Source organism: Aneurinibacillus aneurinilyticus ATCC 12856 (assembly GCF_000466385.1).
GTDB classification, from domain to species: Bacteria; Bacillota; Bacilli; order Aneurinibacillales; family Aneurinibacillaceae; genus Aneurinibacillus; species Aneurinibacillus aneurinilyticus.
In genome coordinates, this window is sequence record NZ_KE952775.1 from 1 (window position 1) to 13,373 (window position 13,373).

General features: G+C 42.4%; 14 protein-coding genes. 13 read left to right on the forward strand and 1 reads right to left on the reverse strand.

Annotation, left to right across the window (positions count from 1 at the left end):
- Positions 1-54 precede the first annotated feature (54 nt).
- The 7 genes from HMPREF0083_RS10515 (at position 55) to HMPREF0083_RS10545 (ending at position 5,609) form a co-directional block, all read left to right on the forward strand.
- Positions 55-693, forward strand: a complete 639-nt coding sequence (locus HMPREF0083_RS10515; protein ID WP_021621307.1) for an undecaprenyl-diphosphatase — start codon at positions 55-57, stop codon at positions 691-693.
- Complete coding sequence (gene uptA / locus HMPREF0083_RS10520) at positions 690-1,301, forward strand: undecaprenyl phosphate transporter UptA (RefSeq protein ID WP_021621308.1); 612 nt, start codon at positions 690-692, stop codon at positions 1,299-1,301. The genes HMPREF0083_RS10515 and uptA overlap by 4 nt, the downstream gene beginning before the upstream one ends.
- Positions 1,302-1,508: 207 nt before the next feature.
- Positions 1,509-1,865 (forward strand): GIY-YIG nuclease family protein, encoded by a 357-nt coding sequence (locus HMPREF0083_RS10525; protein ID WP_040302342.1) that lies wholly within the window; start codon positions 1,509-1,511, stop codon positions 1,863-1,865.
- Positions 1,866-2,080: 215 nt separating this feature from the next.
- Entirely contained in the window at positions 2,081-3,241 is a 1,161-nt protein-coding gene (locus HMPREF0083_RS10530; RefSeq protein ID WP_021621312.1) for an MFS transporter, read from the forward strand.
- A 45-nt stretch (positions 3,242-3,286) separates the two neighbouring features.
- Positions 3,287-4,045, forward strand: a complete 759-nt coding sequence (locus HMPREF0083_RS10535) for a TrmB family transcriptional regulator (protein WP_040302343.1) — start codon at positions 3,287-3,289, stop codon at positions 4,043-4,045.
- A 23-nt stretch (positions 4,046-4,068) separates the two neighbouring features.
- Positions 4,069-4,770, forward strand: coding sequence for a futalosine hydrolase (locus HMPREF0083_RS10540; protein ID WP_021621314.1), 702 nt, complete (start codon positions 4,069-4,071; stop codon positions 4,768-4,770).
- Positions 4,770-5,609, forward strand: a complete 840-nt coding sequence (locus HMPREF0083_RS10545; protein ID WP_040302344.1) for a 1,4-dihydroxy-6-naphtoate synthase — start codon at positions 4,770-4,772, stop codon at positions 5,607-5,609. The genes HMPREF0083_RS10540 and HMPREF0083_RS10545 overlap by 1 nt, the downstream gene beginning before the upstream one ends.
- A 186-nt stretch (positions 5,610-5,795) precedes the next feature.
- Here the strand turns inward: HMPREF0083_RS10545 and HMPREF0083_RS27995 are convergent, their stop codons facing one another.
- Positions 5,796-5,933: a hypothetical protein gene (locus tag HMPREF0083_RS27995; protein ID WP_155847231.1), complete on the reverse strand. Its 138-nt coding sequence runs from the start codon at positions 5,931-5,933 to the stop codon at positions 5,796-5,798.
- Between the two features lie 60 nt (positions 5,934-5,993).
- Between HMPREF0083_RS27995 and HMPREF0083_RS10550 the strand changes: the two genes are divergently transcribed.
- The 6 genes from HMPREF0083_RS10550 to HMPREF0083_RS10575 all read left to right on the forward strand — a co-directional run bounded on the left by HMPREF0083_RS10550 (position 5,994) and on the right by HMPREF0083_RS10575 (position 13,352).
- On the forward strand, positions 5,994-6,833 hold the full coding sequence (locus tag HMPREF0083_RS10550) for a metallophosphoesterase (protein WP_021621317.1): 840 nt from the start codon (positions 5,994-5,996) through the stop codon (positions 6,831-6,833).
- Positions 6,834-7,064: 231 nt separating this feature from the next.
- Positions 7,065-7,622 carry a YkoP family protein gene (locus HMPREF0083_RS10555; protein WP_021621318.1) on the forward strand — a complete coding sequence of 186 codons (558 nt, stop codon included), beginning with the start codon at positions 7,065-7,067 and terminating at the stop codon, positions 7,620-7,622.
- A 129-nt stretch (positions 7,623-7,751) separates the two neighbouring features.
- On the forward strand, positions 7,752-8,741 hold the full coding sequence (locus HMPREF0083_RS10560) for an ABC transporter substrate-binding protein (RefSeq protein WP_040302345.1): 990 nt from the start codon (positions 7,752-7,754) through the stop codon (positions 8,739-8,741).
- Between the two features lie 2 nt (positions 8,742-8,743).
- Positions 8,744-10,963 (forward strand): ATP-binding protein, encoded by a 2,220-nt coding sequence (locus tag HMPREF0083_RS26350; protein ID WP_021621320.1) that lies wholly within the window; start codon positions 8,744-8,746, stop codon positions 10,961-10,963.
- The gene (locus HMPREF0083_RS10570) at positions 10,926-12,266 is read left to right on the forward strand and encodes a sigma-54-dependent transcriptional regulator (protein ID WP_021621321.1); all 1,341 of its coding nucleotides are present in this window, start codon (positions 10,926-10,928) and stop codon (positions 12,264-12,266) included. Before HMPREF0083_RS26350 ends, HMPREF0083_RS10570 begins: the two co-directional genes overlap by 38 nt.
- A gap of 195 nt (positions 12,267-12,461) precedes the next feature.
- A complete protein-coding gene (locus HMPREF0083_RS10575; RefSeq protein ID WP_021621322.1) occupies positions 12,462-13,352 on the forward strand; it encodes a c-type cytochrome in 891 nt (296 codons plus the stop codon).
- Positions 13,353-13,373: the final 21 nt, after the last annotated feature.

Consider the following 13,373-nt stretch of genomic DNA (forward strand, 5'->3'; position numbering starts at 1 on the left):
CGGTTCTGCGTGTCCAGAATTCAGTCTACCAACACAATACGGAGGAAATGAGTAATGACGTTACTAAATTTCGACTATAATTTGTTTCAATTCATTAATCATCTTGCTGCGGTTTATCCTTCCTTGAATGCTGTCATGCGCTTCTTTGCCCAGCAAGGCGAATACGTATTTTATGCAGGGATTATTTTTTATTGGTTTACTCGAAAAGAACAAAATCGTTGGATGGTGATTCAATCTTTAACGGCTGCTTGCGTCGCGCTTGGTATTAGTGGATTGCTCGGAGACTTTTTATACCGGGATCGCCCTTTTGTTGCGCACCATGTGATTCAATTAATTCCACATGCTACAAACGCTTCTTTTCCAAGTGATCATGCTACAGGTGCTTTCGTTATTGCTGCCTCGATTTGGTTTTGCCGTAAAAGAGAGGGATGGGCATGGCTGGCGCTAGCGCTTGGCGTCGCTTTTTCACGTGTCTGGGTAGGCGTACATTACCCTGGTGATGTATTGGCAGGTATATTGCTTGGTGTGTTTACAGCAAAGGCTATTCATATATGGCTTCCAAAATGGAGAATGGGCACTCGTTTTTTGCATCAAGGAATGATTTTATACGAAAGACTTGAACAGCGCATTCTTCCTCTACATCGTACCCGGAGCAATCAACAAGCAAGTGTTGCTACGAGGGAAAAACAATGAAGGAATTTGCTGCTGCCTTTTTGCTATCACTCGCAAATCTGGGATATGTAGGTATTATGTTAGGATTAATGGTAGAAGTTATCCCCAGCGAGATTGTACTGGCATATGGGGGATATCTTGTATCACAGGAGAAAATCAGCTTTATGGGAGCCGTTATGGCAGGCATGATTGGCGGTACGCTTGCTCAATGTTTTCTTTACTGGATAGGATGCTATGGAGGGAGGCCATTTCTTAAGACATACGGAAAATACTTATTGATTAGCAAGAGGCATATTGATGTAGCTGAGTCATGGTTTGCAAAATATGGAGCTGGCGTTATTTTTACAGCCCGTTTTATTCCAATTGTGAGGCATGCTATATCCATACCAGCTGGAATTTCAAAAATGGGCTTTAAAAAGTTCATTGTATATACCATGCTGGCTATCCTTCCGTGGTCGATATTTTTCATTTATTTAGGAGATAAATTTGGGGATAATTGGAGAAATATAAGTGAAGCAGCCAGTCCATACGTACAAGCTGTGATTGTTATAGCTGGCATAAGCGCTGCTTTATATTTCTTGGTTATTATGTTCACAAAAGGGAGAAAGCGTGGAAAAATCCAGGAATGAAAAAGAAACGGATGAATCAACCGTGAATGTTAAAGGAATTCAAGAAGCCGCCAATGGGCGGTTTTTTTATAAGATAAGAAAGGGTATTAGCTGCCTTGACAAAAAGATAGATAAAATGTTAAATTGTCTTTAAAAAAACAAACGGATTTTTGATTTGTTTGATATTTAATTTCAGGGATTTAATTTGTGAGAAAAGAGGAAAAAAAGATGGACCGAAAAAAAGAATTAAAGCAGCTATATAAAGAAACAAAAACGCAGGCAGGGGTTTATCAAATTAAAAATAACAAAAACCAGAAGATTTATATAGAAAGCAGCATGAATCTGAAGACAATAAACGGAAAACAGTTCCAATTGAAAATGGGTTCTCATACAAACAAATTGCTGCAAAAGGAATGGAATGAATTTGGAGAAGAAGCTTTTACTTTTGAAGTGTTGGAAACGTTAAAAGTGAAAGAAGACGGATACTTCGATGCAAAATACGAATTGGAAAAGCTTGAAGAAAAATGGCTAAATAAGCTTCAGCCGTTTGGAGAGCATGGATATAATCGAGAAAAATCACGCTAATTCCCATGGACAGTGAAAAGAAAACCCCTTAAAACCAGCGTAAAGTATAGCTGATTTTAAGGGGTTTTTATTGTGATTGCCTTATTGAACTGTATATCCTCCGTTAATGAGAAGGAGTGTGCCAGCACTGAAGGATGCATCCTTGTTTTTTTAACTTCTTTTAGTATACTATCATAGTAGTAACCTTTTGTAAAGGCTGGAAAGGAAGAATTCATATGGATTTTAGAGTATACATCTTGGCGATTACATCTTTTGTTGTTGGTATGGTGGAATTGATTGTTGGAGGAATAATGGATGTTATTTCAAAAGACTTGCAGGTTCCAATAAGCATGACGGGACAGCTGATTACAGTATTTTCAGTTGTTTTTGCCCTGTCTGCACCAATATTATTAGCGGTAACTTCCAAAGTGGAACGGAAAAAGCTATATATACTTACCTTATTTGTTTTCTTTATTGGAAATGTTATCTCATCGGTTAGCCCAAACTATTCAACCCTACTGTTTGCAAGAATTTTATCTGCTGCAAGTTGCTCATTAATAGTAGTGTTGTCTCTAACTATTGCCACAGGCATTGTCAAGGACAATTATAAGGCGCGGGCAATAGGCATGATTTATATGGGAATTAGCGGCTCCTTAGTATTTGGGGTACCGCTCGGAACTATGCTGGGAAATATGTACGGGTGGCGCTCACCATTCATTCTTATCTCAATTCTTACTCTTATTGCGATGCTTATTGCGTACTTTTTTCTGTCTGAAATTCCGCCGAAGCGTACCGTACCTCTACGTCAACAGTTGCTTTCGCTAAAAGGGTCAAAACTTATTAGCGCACAGTTAATCAGCGTCCTCATGTTAACGGGTCATGTTACTTTTTACGCTTATCTAACCCCGTTTTTAAAAACGCAATTAGGTTTAGGGCCTACATGGATTAGCATGGTTTACTTTATTTTCGGTGTTGCTGCCGTTATGGGAGGTGGCCTTGGCGGGTTCGTTTCGGATAAATGGGGGTCCACAAGAAGCATCCTTATTATTACCGCAACATTTTCTGTAGTGATGTTTCTTTTGCCTGTAGTAGCCTTTTCGTTTTATATGTTCCTTGTTGTACTATTTTTTTGGAGTATGCTAAGCTGGACGATAACACCGGCCCAGCAAAATTATCTTATCCAAATCGCTCCTGAATCCGCCGACATACAGCAAAGCTTTAATAACTCCGCCTTGCATTTCGGTATCGCCTTGGGTTCGGCTATCGGGGGAGCTGTGGTCGAAAATTATTCTATCCTGTATAATGCTTGGGTAGGAAGCTTATGCGTACTTTTTGCTTTTTTATGTGCGGTTTTTTCTCTTACAAGACCGATAAAGGCTGGTGCAAAAGGTTCATAAGCCTGATTATTTTGAATGAGGGAAAATAAGCTGCGTGGAGGAGCCATGTTACAAAAATTTGGTTTTTCACAATATGAGAGTAAAGTATATGAAACCCTGCTATCCAGTGACGAGCCGTTAGATGCAACTAGAATTGTAAAGTATTCTGGTGTACCAAAAGCTAAGATATATGAAGTGTTATCAAAATTGATCGATAAAGGCATGCTTTTGAACTCGGTATCAGGGAAGCAAAAAATGTACACTGCATTGCCGTTGTCTCTTGCCATTGAAAAATTGAGCGCAGAATTTCAGGCTGATATTGAGCAGCTAAAAATAAATACAAAGAAGAAAACTTTTACTGATGATCGTGTGTGGAGTGTAAAAGTCGATACGACGATTAAAGCACAGATTAAACAATTGATTCGGGAAGCTGAACAATCTATACGTATTTCTGCATGGAATGACGACTTTATGGAATATGCACCTTTACTAGAAGAGAAAGAAAAGCAAGGAGTCGTTGTAGAAGCGCACGTCGTAGGAGAAATACAGGCAAATATATCAAGCCTGGATTTTTTTATTCCTGCATTGGAGCATAGCGTACTGGAAAGATTCCAGCTACTTGTAGTCGACGAACGGGAAATCGTATTTGTCGGTACAGAAAATGGCTCGTGGCAGGCAATAAAAACGATGTCCAAGCCTTTTATCAAAGTTTTCACCGAATTTTTCTATCACGATATCGCATTAACCAAAATTACAGGGAAGTACCATGATTTATTGATGAAGGATCAGGAAATAAAAGATATTCTTATGCGACTGCGCTATTAATAAAATAAAGGAGATTGTAAAAAATGGATTCTATTCTAGATACAGATATGTCCAGTGTTTCGGACTTCAGGCAGCAGGAACCGGGAAGGCGCGTGCTGGTGATAACTGCAGTCTCGGCTGAGAGAGACGCGGTATTGCGTGGGCTTCGTGGTGCCGAAAATTTTGACGTTGTGGTCGCAGGGGTTGGTCCAATAGCAACTGCAGCCAGTACGGCGAAGGTACTGGCAACCGCCGAGTATAGCCTGGTTGTGAGCGCCGGTATTGGTGGAGGTTTTATTGGACGAGCTGATCTGGGTTCTTTAGTAGTGGCGGATGAAATCGTCGCTGCTGATCTGGGAGCGGAGACTCCAGAAGGGTTCCGTAGCCTGGATGCCCTGGGCTTTGGCTACACGCGTATTCCGGTAGATGCTGGTTTGGTGAGTCAGGTGGCTGAAGCACTGCGTGCTACTGGACTTGTGGTTACTACAGGTCCTGTGCTTACTGTATCGACAGTGACAGGTACATCTGATACCGCTTTGGAATTGGCTGCACGGGTACCAGGGGCGGCCGCCGAAGCAATGGAGGGCTTTGGCGTCGCCACCGCAGCGCATGAGCATGGTGTGCCAATCATGGAAATTCGCTCCATATCGAATCCGGTTGGTCCGCGTGACCGGGCCGCGTGGCGTATCGAAGAGGCGCTAGAGGCACTAGAGGCAGCTAGTTCAGTATTACGGGAGGTATTATGATGAAAATTGCGTTTTCCCCTTGTCCGAATGACACTTTTGTTTTTCATGCCTGGGTACACGGACTGGTACCCGGTGCACCAAAGCTTGATGTTACATATGCAGACATCGATATTACAAATAGTCTGGCGGCTCGTGCAGGCGGACCGGAAGTGCTTAAGATTTCTTATGCTGCACTCCCCTGGGTATTGTCCGAATACGCGCTATTGCCATGCGGAGGAGCACTAGGCAGGGGCTGCGGGCCATTGGTGTTAACGAAAAGTGGTACGATCAATACGAGTGATCCGGCCGCGCTTTCCGGCAAACGGGTAGCGGTGCCTAGTGAACGTTCAACCGCCTACCTGTTATTCCGACTGTGGGCCGCCCAACAAGTTCCGGGCGGTGTAGGTGAGATTATAGTTATGCCGTTCCATGAAATTATGCCAGCAGTACGCGATGGTAAAATCGATGCTGGCTTGGTCATCCACGAAGCGCGCTTTACGTACCCATCATATGGACTAAACCTTTTGACTGACTTAGGCAGCTGGTGGGAGGCGGATACTGGTCTACCGATTCCATTAGGGGCGATCATCGCTCATCGCTCACTCGATTTGGCCGCGATTACAGGCTGGACACGCGCATCCGTCGAATATGCATGGGCACATCCGGAAGCATCGCGGGAGTACGTGCTGTGCCATGCTCAAGAGCTGGCTCCTGAAGTAGCACAGGCACACATCGATCTGTATGTGAACAAGTTCACTGCGAATTTGGGCGACGACGGGTATGCAGCGGTAATAGCCTTGCTTAGCCGGGCTGCAGAAGAAGGGTTAGTGCCGGAGGTAGATCTGGCGGCGTTGCGGTAATACAATTAATGCAGAAGTAATCTGCACTTTAGATGTTTAAAAACCTGCCAAGCTTTTGGCAGGTTTTTCTGTCATGTAGTGAATGTGGACAAGGCTCTTTATTTTTGGACATATAAGACCCGGGAATAAAACCGGATACAATCTCTTTTTTCCGGTTGTTTGCATTTGAGGGACTTGAGCATTCTGTTAACGAGAAAACTTGAATTCGATAGCCGCTCTGCCATAGACAATCCATTCCGTAGCGTACAATTTTGGTACGGGAACCAGCAGTGGGCTACAAGTAACCGTTAAAAGGAATATCATCCAGTATTTCAGCCTTTCCATAAACAATAATTCTCCTTATCATAATGAATGTCTTTATTTTATTTGGAGAGGAGGGTATGCATGATTATTCTTGGTCTTGTTTTATTGCTGGCTTTATTCTTAGCCTTGCGGACCGCGTATCGTAATACATTCGATGTTGCTATACAGAAAGTAGAAGTGGACGTTGACTTTCCTCGTGGTAAAGAGCTAAATATCCTGCATCTTTCCGATATGCACATCGAGAATCTGTCGATTACTCCAGAAAATCTTTATGACAAAATAAAGCATTTGAAAATCGACTTGATTGCTTTAACTGGGGATCAACTGGAGCGTGAAAAAAACATTCAACCGTTTATGAAATATATCGAGGTATTGAAGAAAGTACAGGCTCCTTATGGTATATATGTTGTTTTTGGCAATCATGATTATTTTCTTCGCCAGAGCAGTGTGGAATCTTTTCGTGAAATATTGGAAAGCTATGGCTGTATCGTAATGCAAAATGAGAATAAGACGTTGCATCTTGGTAATGCAGTGCTAAATATTATCGGTATTGACGATTTTAGTACCCGACGTAGTAATCTTGTTCAATCGTACAAAGGAGTAGGCCAGGGGGTTAATCTGGTGCTGACCCATGATCCGAATATAGTGCTTCACATGAAGGGTGCTTCGTTCGATTATTTGCTCTCCGGTCATTTTCACGGTGGACAAATCCATTGGCCAAAGCCGTATCATCTAATGAAAATGGGCAAATTGGCGCGCATGAACATTATTAAGGGGCTTCATTATTATAATGAAAAGCCATTTTATATTAGTGAAGGATTAGGTCAAACCGGAATTAATATGCGTGCTGGATGCCGACCCGAAATTACACTTCATACGTTAAAAGGAAAAGAAAATAAAAGTGTGACATGTGTCAGCTAGAAGCTTCTGAACGATGTAGTCGTTTAGAAGCTTTTTTTTCGATAGTGAGCAATGCTCTTTTCCTGTTCTGTAGGGAAGGTGAATAAAGATGGATAGTACAGAACAACATAACGGAAATCAAAGCTGTCTACAGGAGTGGTAAGAAAACAACTTTCCGCATACTTAATGGGAGTACATAGCTATGTTCTACCATGTACAAGACTAAGGGTGTAGAGAAAGGAGATAGATCGATTGAGCATCGTAATAAGAGCGTGGTCGCTGTTAGATAAGTTTTATTTTTACTGTTCCAGACTGGAATATGTAAATCAGGAAGCGAAAAATATTTTTCGAGTAAAGCTTCTCAAATATCGCGGACAAGAGCTGTTTCTTGCGAACGGTACCTCTATCCGTAAGAATGATACACTGCTCAAAATCCATCTGCATAATTGTATGCTGATTGGAGAAACACTGAATATGAGAAATGATACGAAACGAGCCTTGTATGTGTATAAACGGGTTGAGGAATCAATGCCAGGTCTTGTTAACTTCATCCGTAATCATCCGCGCAAAGATGATATTAAAGGCGTTATCGGAATTACCTTGTTGCATCGGGGTGTCAGCAGGCTTGGATTTGAAGTAAAGGATATAGAGAATTCTTATTATAGACGGGCGAAGCAGTTTTACATGAAGCCTTTATTTCTCCTGTACCATTTAAACAAGCAGCAGCGGAGGAAAAAAGAGCACATGGTACCAAAGTTTCTTGTGATATCGAAAGAACGGTTGTTAGGAAAATATTTGCAGGATGCATAGTTTTTAAGGGATTTTAGGCGGGAAACTTACCCGCTTTTTCTTTTGTTCATTTTCTTTTGTATTTTGTTACATTTTTGCTAAAAAAATTTATTTATAATAAGAATATCTTATATATCAGGGGTAAAAGAGATGAGAGAATACAGTCGTTTTATTTGCACTTTTTGTATTATTATGCTGCTTTCAGGCTGTTCGATTTTCCATGAGGAGCATACAGCGGTACATATTGGTATATTAGCAGCCGGGGATGCACGCCTGGAAAAGGTAGCAGGGATGAAAAAAGGATTGAATGATTTAGGGTTAGACACGCCAAACGTTGTGTTTAGCATATACAATGCGAAAAACGATATAGCCGAGCTGAAGAAGCAGGCGAAATACTTAATCGGGCAAGGGCCTACTATCGTGGTCGGTACAGGAGTAGCCGAAGGGCTTGCCATCGCGGAGGCAATGGGGCCGGAAACCAGACGCCCCGTCGTATTGATTGGCGTCACTTCACCCGGCGTTTCTGACATTCAGTCCGTTTATCAGGCAAAAGATATACCGGTTACCGGAGTAGAGAATGGCTATATTGAATTGACCGCAAAGCGAATGGAGCTCCTTCATTTATTGTTTCCGGATCGAAAACGGTTTGTTGTATTGTATGATCCCGATGTAAAAGCAAGCAAATTAGCACTGGAATGCGTAGAAGCAGCGGCAGCAAAATATAGCTATTCCTTCGAAGCTGTATCCATTGGAAGGGATGCAGATATAAAGCAGTTCTCCCTAAGACATTTTACAGAACAAGAGGCTATTCTTACGCTGCCAAGCCACTATATTGAATCTAAAAATCAGGTAATTCAGCAGATATGTCTTCAAAAACGGGTTCCAATAATGGGCTTGAATGAAACAGAAGTAAAAAAAGGATACACAGCTTCCTACGGTCTTTCATATGAAAGCCAAGGGTATCAAGCATCACGCTTGGTATTGCGAATGTTGCATGAAAAGTCTGGTAAATCTGTTCCGTTTGAGTTACCGGATACAGTAAGTTTAAAAATTAATGTGGCTGCGGCAGAAAAGGCGGGTCTCTCCTTTTCAAAAATCGGACTAAGTTATGGTGAAGATGTTTTTGCCGGGGGTGAGTAAAAATGGAACAGTCACGAATTCCCTGGTTTTACCGTATTAAGGTTCGCGTATTACTCATTAGTATTCTTATATCGGTCGTTCCAGCCCTTATAATCGGCATGTACTTTTTATATTTTGCAAAGCAGGATTTAGAAAAAAGTGTTCAAGCACAAAATGAATCGACAGCTGAACGCTTTGCACAAAAAATGGAATTCTTTCTTTTCCGTACAGAAGAAAGGCTGAAAACGACTCGTTTTTCGCTTTTGTCTGCTCCTGCCTCTGAAGATAAACAGGCTATCCTGTATCGTATGCTCAAAAAAGTTCCGCTTGCTGAGGAAGCGGTCATATTCAATCATGAAGGCAAGGTAGCGTATGGAGCGCACCGCTTTCAAATTATGCAAGAAGATGGGGGAGAAAGCTGGCAGGCAGAAGCGCTACTGCGTGAGCTAAAGCAAAAAAAAGAATATTACGGACCCGTACAATTTCAGCAAAACAATATTCCGTATATGCAAATAGCGGTTCCGGTATTTTCGGAAGATGGCAAAATATTTCGTGGCGGTGTAGGTGTAAAAGTTCGTTTGCAAAGTGTACTGACCTTACTGGAGGAAATGAGCGACAAGAGGGAACAGGCGGTATTTATTTTCGACCCAGAAGGAAATCTTATTGGGCACAGTGACTTTACTGAAGTATTGCAGAGAAAGAAAGTAAATGAAAGCTTTGTTGTCCGTCACTTTATGCAGGTATCCAATCCGAAACTCCTCCCGATCCCCAGTCGATATGTTAGCTATAGTGGTAGGGAGGTTCTCGGAGTATATGCGACCGTTCCCCGAACAGGATGGGGGATCGCTGTAGAGGAACCGGTTGAGAGTGCTTTCGCTCCCGTTCGTACCTTATTTTTTAGGTTGTTAGCATTTTTACTTCTTATTGTACTGGGAGCTTCTATCATAAGTATTTTTCTTGGACTTTCTTTTACCGGCCCGATTGAGTATTTAGAGAAGGTAGCCCGTAGTGTAGGGCGTGGTCGGACCAAAGAACCTATTTTTACAAGAAGAAAGGATGAAATCGGGCATTTAATTACTGTTTTTGGAGAAATGGCAGAACGTTTGGAAAGTCAGGGAAAGAAGCTTCTTCAGGAAAAAGAGAGGCTGGATGCGATTGTGAACAGTATGGGTATCGGACTTGCGCTGATTACCCGCGATTGCCGGATTGCTTGGACGAATCATATCGTAAAAGAGTGGCTTGGAGAGGGGATAACCGACAAAAAAATACTTTGTTATCAAGCGCTAAAAGGGACGCCTGCTATATGCGGACAATGTCCGCTGCAAGGCTCTGAGAACGAAACGCTGTCTGCTGACAGGGTTACCCGCCTTATGTTAACAAACAAAGAACGAATTTTTCGGCATAATGTGTACCAATTAAGGTATGCTGCGGAAGGCGAGCCAGATTACCTGCTTGTCATCGAAGATATTACAGAACAAAGGCGGATGGAAGATATTGCGATGCAAGCGGATAAATTGTCTGCACTTGGCTTAATGGCTTCTGGATTTGCTCATGAAATTAATAATCCGCTGGCCACTATTCAAGTGTACGCAGAGGAATTGGTGGATCAAGTACAGATGAAGCAAGGGAATTGGTTGGGCGCTCAAGAAACAGAACGATATTTGAATATAATTTGCAAACATGTCGGCAGGGCAAAAGAAATTACACAAAAACTGCTGAATTTCTCGCGAAAATCGGAATGGCGGGAAGAGTATATTTATCTTCCGAACATTTGTAAGGAAAGTGTTGCCTTACTGTCCCATGCATTCACTAAAAAACAAGCTGTAGTATCGCTGTCCATAGAACAAGATGTGCCATACATAAAAGGAGATGCCTTGCAGATAACACAAGTATTTGTGAATCTGCTGCAAAACGCGCTTGATGCAATAGATGAACAAGGGACGATCACAGTAAAGATACAGGCAAAGGATGGGTATGTTCAAGTGCATGTTATAGATGACGGAAGCGGAATTTCTCCTGCAAATGCGGGGAAAATATACGATCCCTTTTTCACGACAAAACCAGTTGGCCAGGGAACCGGTCTTGGACTTTCGATTTGCTATGGCATTATTACGAGAATGCGAGGAACCATCACGGTGAAAGGCACAGAGGTTCAAGGAACTACCGCAACGATAGAATTGCCGGCGATTAGGAAGGAGATTCAAGATGAACAAGAAGAACATCAAAGTACTTATCGTGGATGATGAGGAAGACTTATTAGATTTGATGGCGCAGCGTATACGCAGAAAAGGAAATATTGTAGAAGTAGCGACTTCAGCAGAAGAAGCGCTGGCGCTTTTGCATGCTTTTTCTTTTGATGTAGGTATATATGATATAAGATTGCCTGGTATGGACGGGATTGAATTGCTCAGGAAATCCAAAGAAAAACATCCCGGTATGGAAGTAATTATGTTGACCGGACACGGTACGATAGAAACGGCTATCGAATCGATGAAGATAGGAGCGTATGACTATGTAAGTAAACCGTGTGCGTTATCTGAACTGGAAGCAGTGCTGGATAAGGCGTTTGAGAAAAAGCAGTTGAATGAAACGAATCATGGATTAAAGCGTGTGCTGCTTTCCAAAGAGAAGGACTTCTCTATTATTGGCGATAGTCCATGTATGCAACAGCTAAAGGGATTAATTCAAAAGCTGGCAAGCAGTGAAATACCGATTCTAATTGAGGGGGAAAGCGGTACAGGAAAAGAACTGGTTGCACGTGCGCTTCACTTTTGGGGAGACCGAGCGGAACAGCCTTTTATTACAGTAAATTCCGGGGCATTGCCGGAAAGCCTGCTAGAATCGGAGTTATTTGGCCATATTAAAGGAGCATTTACAGGAGCTGTATCCGATAAAAAAGGAATTGTGGAGCTGGCTGATCGAGGAACATTATTTCTCGATGAAATTGGTGAAATGCCGCAGAGCCTACAGGTTAAATTGCTGCGCTTTCTGGAGAGCGAAGAATTTCGCAGAGTAGGTGATTCATCGCTGCGATGGGTAGACGTACGAATTGTTGCAGCGACCAATCGTACGCTAGAAGATGAGGTAGCCTGTGGACGTTTCCGCGAGGATTTATTCTATCGGTTGAATGCCATGCGTATATCCGTCCCCCCCTTAAGGGAGCGGAAGGAAGACATTCCTTTATTGGTACAGCATTTTCTTACACAGGACAGAGGGCATAAGCAGGTAAGTGTAGATGAAAAGGCGTTGCATGCACTTATGCGCTATACATTTCCCGGAAATATAAGAGAGCTTGCCTATATGATAGAAAGGGGAGCAATTTTGGCGAAGGGAGATGTTATCAAGACAGAGGACTTGTTAATTCCTGACATAGATAACGGTAAAGAGAAAGAACATATAGAAGAATGGCTTTCCTTGTCTCAGGTGGAAAGACAGCATATAGGACGGGTAATGGAATTTTGTCATGGCAATAAAACACATGCAGCACGTATTCTTGGTATTAGCGTCCGTAATCTGTATCGAAAATTGGAAGAGTATCACATATAAGCTACGCATTAATATATATGACATCACACCCTTGATATGACATTTTGTCTTGCTACTGTGACAAAATGTCATAGTTATATTGAGCAGAAGGCCTGTTATCTCCCGTGCTTTCTGCTTTTTTCTTTTTGGCATGCATTTTGCTGATTTAAAGAAGTGTGAAGGAAAGAAACTACCGAAATAAGGAGAGTGGAAGCAATGAACAGAGAGAAAAAGAAAAGAAAATATGGAGTATTTCCTATACTGGTAGCCGCTTCTTTAGTATTTGCCGGTTGCAGTACAGCCACAACCAGTCAGAATGAACCAGTCAAAAATGCTCCGGAGCCGGCAGCCCAAAAAGAGATTGCATTCAATCCACCGAAGCTTGAAGATGCACCAAAAGGAGAATTGGGAGAGGCTATCCAGCTTGGATATAAAATGGTAACGGATACGAAGGCAACTGTACCGCAAAATGTAGGTAATAATTTATCTTGTGTTAGCTGTCATGCAGATGGAGGAATGAGCAAAATAGCTTCTCCGTTGGTCGGAGTAACTGCAGTGCATCCACAATACCGTGATCGTGAAGGTAAGGTTATTACAATGGAGGATCGGATCAACGAATGTTTCAAACGAAGCATGAATGGAAAGCCGTTGGAAGCAGGCAGTAAAGAAATGACCGCCATGATTGCATATCTTACGTATATTTCAGAAGGAATTCCAACCGGTGCGGATATACCGTGGCGTGGCAAGAGTAAAATCTCACTTGAAGGCATTACGCCTGATAAAACGAACGGCGAGAAACTTTATAAGCAGTCTTGCCTGGCCTGCCACGGAGCGGATGGTTCCGGAACAGGTCCTACATCAGGTCCAGCTGTCTGGGGTAAGAATTCATTTAATGACGGCGCAGGATTGGCAAGAATTTCACAAATGACAGGGTATATTCAAAGAAATATGCCTAAAGCGGAAATGGGGGGGATAAAGCCTGGAGAATTAAGTAAGCAGCAGGCTGCTGATTTAGCTGCCTACTTGTTGGCACAGGAACGTCCAGAGTTTGCTGGCAAGAAGAATGATTGGCCAAAAGGGAATAAGCCTAAAGATGTTAAATATTAAGTCAAGAGTAAAATGCCGCCT

Coding starts and splice junctions, on each gene's coding strand:
- HMPREF0083_RS26350 (WP_021621320.1), top strand. CDS start 8,744: ATGGAACAGTCACGAATTCCCTGGTTTTACCGTATTAAGGTTCGCGTA.
- HMPREF0083_RS10525 (WP_040302342.1), top strand. CDS start 1,509: ATGGACCGAAAAAAAGAATTAAAGCAGCTATATAAAGAAACAAAAACG.
- HMPREF0083_RS10560 (WP_040302345.1), top strand. CDS start 7,752: ATGAGAGAATACAGTCGTTTTATTTGCACTTTTTGTATTATTATGCTG.
- uptA (WP_021621308.1), top strand. CDS start 690: ATGAAGGAATTTGCTGCTGCCTTTTTGCTATCACTCGCAAATCTGGGA.
- HMPREF0083_RS10535 (WP_040302343.1), top strand. CDS start 3,287: ATGTTACAAAAATTTGGTTTTTCACAATATGAGAGTAAAGTATATGAA.
- HMPREF0083_RS10540 (WP_021621314.1), top strand. CDS start 4,069: ATGGATTCTATTCTAGATACAGATATGTCCAGTGTTTCGGACTTCAGG.
- HMPREF0083_RS10575 (WP_021621322.1), top strand. CDS start 12,462: ATGAACAGAGAGAAAAAGAAAAGAAAATATGGAGTATTTCCTATACTG.
- HMPREF0083_RS10515 (WP_021621307.1), top strand. CDS start 55: ATGACGTTACTAAATTTCGACTATAATTTGTTTCAATTCATTAATCAT.
- HMPREF0083_RS10570 (WP_021621321.1), top strand. CDS start 10,926: ATGAACAAGAAGAACATCAAAGTACTTATCGTGGATGATGAGGAAGAC.
- HMPREF0083_RS10545 (WP_040302344.1), top strand. CDS start 4,770: ATGAAAATTGCGTTTTCCCCTTGTCCGAATGACACTTTTGTTTTTCAT.
- HMPREF0083_RS27995 (WP_155847231.1), bottom strand. CDS start 5,933: ATGGAAAGGCTGAAATACTGGATGATATTCCTTTTAACGGTTACTTGT.
- HMPREF0083_RS10550 (WP_021621317.1), top strand. CDS start 5,994: ATGATTATTCTTGGTCTTGTTTTATTGCTGGCTTTATTCTTAGCCTTG.
- HMPREF0083_RS10530 (WP_021621312.1), top strand. CDS start 2,081: ATGGATTTTAGAGTATACATCTTGGCGATTACATCTTTTGTTGTTGGT.